Raw genomic sequence first — 3771 nt, 5'->3', positions numbered from 1 at the left:
CATAATGTCACCTGTTAACTTATGAGGTGATGATATCACCTCTAACTAAGTGACCAAATTCACTATGCCACTACAAATATGGGTGTGAAATAATTATGGAAAAAGACGATTTAGTTGGGCTAGTAGTTAAGTATTTCGAGAAAATAGATGCCGGTGATCCTAGCTATCTGGATCTATTCTCAGAGGATGTTGATTTTTTCTTTCCTAAATTTGGGCAAGCGAAAGGAAAGAGTGCCTTAGTGGAGTTTGGCAATAGGATTGGTAGCTCGTTGATTAGTATCTGGCACGACATAGACGGCTTTCAAATAACGACTGCTGGAAACAAGGTCATTGTTGAAGGACAGGAAGGCGGCGTAATGAGTGATGGTACCTCTTGGCCGGACAACAAAGTTTCCACAGGGCGTTTTTGTAGTGTATTTGAGTTTGAAGGAAAAATGATAAGTCGTATGTTTGTGTACGTAGACCCTGACTTCCCGAGTCGAGATTTTGAGAGAATTTCCGTGCTGTCAGGCGAGAGCAACGTGCGACAAACTGTTCAAGCCTGAGTACTACCGTTACCGCATAGCATCTTTGTTATGCGGTAGTATTCGTAGTTAAGGTGTGTTGAGGGCTTTGATATCGCTTTACTCACACCTTATCAGTGCGTTAGCCACATTCCCTTACTGATAGAAATGCTACTTTCTTCAATCGTCCTGTATTATGATAATGAAAAAGATTGCATTAATTTTAAGATTAAAATGAACCAAAAATTTTTTCTAAAACTACTCCCTGTCCCTTTTCTTCTAGCCGGTTGCCAGTCTACGCAAAGCCAGCTACAGCCTATACCTGAAAACGTATTATCAAACCTATCGACTCAATGGGCAGTGGTAGAGGCCTGTTTTCATTCCGATGCTTATAGCTTAGAGCAATCGGTAAACTATCGAGAGGCCATTAACTATTCTTTTTCTACTTGGCTAGTCGATCAGTCCGATATCGATCAGTCGGTAAATGAAGCTCGTGTAGCGTTATCAGAATATCAGTCTCAGAATGATGGTTTAGGAACAACATGTAAGGATTGGCACCTACCCCTAGAATCTGGATTGCGAGAAGTTAACAATCATAAGAATCAAGTGGCGATAGACCAACAGCGAGCACATGAAATACATAAAGCAAACGCTTCTAAACCTGTGACGTATTCAACACCAGCATCTACTTCGACTAGTAATGTTGTTCACTGTTACAAATTGGAAGACGTTAGCTTGAATAAGAACATTCAAACCTTTAATGGAATGATATGCCCTATAGGCTGGCTTAAATATTATGGCTATTAATGTATTTGATTAATACAGGACTTAAGAATGAACTCTAAGTTTAATTTTTAGTTCAAGATTGGGTTTCTTGTTTACAATGTTATGTTTCCAGTTGGATTACCGTATTCGAATAGATTGACGAAGTTAATCAATATATGTGTATTGATGCTTACTTTTTATCGAGTTATCTTTGTTTGATAGCCATTAAAACGAGTAAGGAAACAAAGTGACTGTGTTAACAAAAGGCATACACCACGTAGGTTTAACCGTATCTAACCTAGAAGCAAGCGCGAAGTTTTTCACTGAACAATTAGGTTGGAGTGAAGTAAAAAGAAATCCAGACTACCCGGCAATATTTGTGAGTGATGGGCATATCATGCTTACACTATGGGCGGCTAAGGCTGATGCCGCCACTCCATTTGACAGAAAAACGAATATTGGTTTGCATCACTTAGCTTTACTCGTAGAGACTGAGAAGCAACTCTATGAGTTGCGTGATCAATTTATGGCGTCGGGAATCGAAATTGAGTTTGGTCCCGAGCTTGTTAAAACAGGACCCGCAAAACATTTAATGTGTTACGACCCAAGTGGTATTAGGGTTGAGTTTTTCTGGGCGGGCTCATAAAACAAACATAACAAAGTTTTATAATAGGGATTTGGTACACATGGCATTGTTAGTTTGCACCGCCTTTGGTATTTAAGGTGCTTAGCAGAAGCTTGTGTATCGAATGCCCCTCCCCTCCTACTACACATTTTGCGACTTACGAGTAAGTCCAAAAGGATAAATGTTATGTATAAAATCGGCGTTGTTTTATTTGATGATTTCACGGATGTCGATTTCTTTCTTATGTATGACTTGCTAGGGCGCACAACCGACAGTTGGACAGTAAGTATACTTGGAACTAAATCTGAACATCATTCCCACCTCGGTATGAAAGTTAAAACAGACGGACACCTTTCTGAGGTGACGAATCAAGATGTCGTTCTTATTACAAGCGGCAAACGGGGTATTCCAGCCGCTTTAAAAGATGCTGAATTTATGTCAGCGTTGAATCTTGATCCAAATAGGCAGCTAATAGGTTCGATTTGTGCGGGATCATTCATCCTCCATGAACTCGGTTTACTAAAAGGCAAGCGATTAACAACAAACCCAGATGCAAAGGCTGTTCTACAAAGTATGGGAGGAGATGTTCAGGATCTGCCTCTCGTGATAGACGGTAATGTAGCGACGGCCGGTGGCTGTCTTTCACTGATGTATCTAATTGGTTGGTTAACAGAGCGGCTATTTGACTCAAACAAACGAAAAGCTATACAAAATCAATTGATACCTGCTGGGCAATTAGAGCTGTTTGAAGAGCTTATTGCCACAACTATTCAATCAGCAGAGTTAGCAAGCTCGGATAACAAGGCGTTAAATAATCATTCATAACATGTGGTGTTTTACATTACGTTAGTTTTAGTGTTTAGGGTAAGTCACACATCAGTCTTGTGCGACTTACCCTTGAACATAACGCCACTTGGGGAAATTAACTTACAGGGAGTAAATCAATTGGTAAAAATGTACGGTTCTGAAGAGACAAGAGCGTTTTGCTGTAATTGTAAAGAAGTAACGCTACATCGGTACGAAAGCTTCTCTAAAGCGCAAGAAAAGACCGAGAAAAAAGCTAAAGGTTTCTTCTCAGGTCTATTTGCAGCAATAATTAGCTCATTAATGGAAGGCGAAGCGACTGGTGACTACAAATGTACAATATGCGGCACCAATCTTCACACGCCAGATAATTTAGATTAATAGTCATTGTCTCTAATACCACGGCTAGTGGCACGCAACATGATTTATAGACGGCTCTAGTGGGTTTGAAGCGTATACACCTTATGCATTGCATTTAGGGTTTTGAGGTTGTGTTGCGGATCAAGTAGTGCGCTTTTATCTCTAACAAGGGGCTAAAGCAGGGCAAAAACAAGGGACAAGAAAAGAAGTAGTTTTACTTGAGTATCAATGAATTACAGACACAAAAAAGCCCACCAAAAGGTGGGCTTTTTTAAAATTTGGTGGGTCCGGGCGAACTCGAATCGCCGACCCCTACCATGTCAAGGTAGTACTCTAACCAACTGAGCTACGGACCCAAATTTTTATGTTCCTAACCATTCAATTCAGAATGGTGCGTCCGAGTGGACTCGAACCACCGACCCCCGCCATGTCAAGGCGATACTCTAACCAGCTGAGCTACGGACGCATTTCTCTGGAACGACGAGGATATTAGCTATAAGCGAACGACGGTGCAAGCACAAATTTACCAACTTTGAACCGTTTGGCGAAAATGTAAACTCAACACGCGTTTTCAGATGATTTTATCGACAAGGACTGAGCCTGCAGGGTTTAAAAGTGTGATCTATATAACTTTTATGTAACTCTTCACCCGCGAAGCCTTGACAGCGAAGTTATGTGACAAGGTTAACTTGATCCCATACTCAACTTGAGTGA

Annotated in this window: 5 protein-coding genes and 2 tRNA genes; 5 read left to right on the top strand and 2 right to left on the bottom strand. The window is 40.8% G+C overall.

The window, feature by feature from the left end; translation table 11 throughout:
• The first annotated feature begins 95 nt into the window (after nt 1-95).
• From R8N28_RS23550 to R8N28_RS23530, 5 genes are all read left to right on the top strand, one after another.
• On the top strand, nt 96-545 hold the full coding sequence (locus tag R8N28_RS23550; RefSeq protein WP_005377826.1) for a nuclear transport factor 2 family protein: 450 nt from the start codon (nt 96-98) through the stop codon (nt 543-545).
• Between the two features lie 192 nt (nt 546-737).
• Entirely contained in the window at nt 738-1310 is a 573-nt protein-coding gene (locus tag R8N28_RS23545) for a hypothetical protein (RefSeq protein WP_225466652.1), read from the top strand.
• A gap of 205 nt (nt 1311-1515) precedes the next feature.
• Entirely contained in the window at nt 1516-1914 is a 399-nt protein-coding gene (locus tag R8N28_RS23540) for a VOC family protein (RefSeq protein WP_031780991.1), read from the top strand.
• Between the two features lie 165 nt (nt 1915-2079).
• The gene (locus R8N28_RS23535) at nt 2080-2718 is read left to right on the top strand and encodes a DJ-1/PfpI family protein (protein WP_054574092.1); all 639 of its coding nucleotides are present in this window, start codon (nt 2080-2082) and stop codon (nt 2716-2718) included.
• A gap of 129 nt (nt 2719-2847) precedes the next feature.
• Nucleotides 2848-3078: a hypothetical protein gene (locus tag R8N28_RS23530; protein ID WP_017820907.1), complete on the top strand. Its 231-nt coding sequence runs from the start codon at nt 2848-2850 to the stop codon at nt 3076-3078.
• A 258-nt stretch (nt 3079-3336) separates the two neighbouring features.
• On the opposite strand, the gene R8N28_RS23525 is transcribed toward R8N28_RS23530, so the two are convergent.
• Nucleotides 3337-3413, bottom strand: a tRNA-Val gene (locus tag R8N28_RS23525).
• A gap of 33 nt (nt 3414-3446) precedes the next feature.
• Nucleotides 3447-3523 (bottom strand) — tRNA-Val (locus R8N28_RS23520).
• Between the last annotated feature and the right edge of the window lie 248 nt (nt 3524-3771).

The sequence above is a fragment of the Vibrio sp. Vb1554 genome, assembly GCF_033344235.1.
Note: the sequence above shows the minus strand (reverse complement) of the source record. Positions and strands in the feature narration are given on the sequence as shown.

What these genes read in the sequence shown, in the direction of transcription:
- R8N28_RS23535 (WP_054574092.1), top strand. Translation starts at nt 2,080, where the DNA reads ATGTATAAAATCGGCGTTGTTTTATTTGATGATTTCACGGATGTCGAT.
- R8N28_RS23545 (WP_225466652.1), top strand. Translation starts at nt 738, where the DNA reads ATGAACCAAAAATTTTTTCTAAAACTACTCCCTGTCCCTTTTCTTCTA.
- R8N28_RS23530 (WP_017820907.1), top strand. Translation starts at nt 2,848, where the DNA reads ATGTACGGTTCTGAAGAGACAAGAGCGTTTTGCTGTAATTGTAAAGAA.
- R8N28_RS23550 (WP_005377826.1), top strand. Translation starts at nt 96, where the DNA reads ATGGAAAAAGACGATTTAGTTGGGCTAGTAGTTAAGTATTTCGAGAAA.